The organism is Anaerotruncus sp. (assembly GCF_057433415.1).
The window spans coordinates 1-457 of sequence record NZ_DBMDHH010000053.1 but is presented as its reverse complement, the minus strand read 5'-3'; the positions used below and the strand labels follow the sequence as shown (position 1 = coordinate 457).

The 457-nt window shown below is 68.1% G+C and carries 1 protein-coding gene; it reads left to right on the top strand.

What is annotated here, in order from left to right; all coding sequences use genetic code 11:
• The coding region (locus ACZO3G_RS12115; protein WP_486847268.1) for an FGGY-family carbohydrate kinase at positions 1–457 on the top strand (457 nt) is incomplete at both ends.

The following is a 457-nucleotide window of genomic DNA, read 5'->3' as shown; positions in this document are numbered from 1 at the left end:
TCCGCTACTTCATCGACCCCGACGCGCCCGAATTCGTCGCGCCGGGCAACATCCCCCGCCGCATCCGTGCCTTCTGCGGGCGCACGGGGCAGGGGGAGCCGCAGACGGTCGGCGAGATCATGCGCTGCATCTACGAGAGCCTCGCGCTCAAGTACCGCTGCGCCTTCGACCAGATCCGCGACTGCACGGGCAAGGACTACCACAGCATCCACATGGTCGGCGGCGGCACCAAGGACAATCTCCTCTGCCGCATGGCGGCCTCCTCCACCGGCTGCCGGGTGGTGGCCGGGCCGATCGAGGCGACCGCGCTGGGCAACATCGCGGTGCAGCTGATGGCGCAGGGGGACATCGGCGACGTGTGGGAGGCGCGGAGGATCATCTCCAACTCCTTCGAGCCGGTCGAATATCTGCCGGAGGACGTTCCTGCGTGGGAGGCGGCCTACGCGCGCTTTAAACA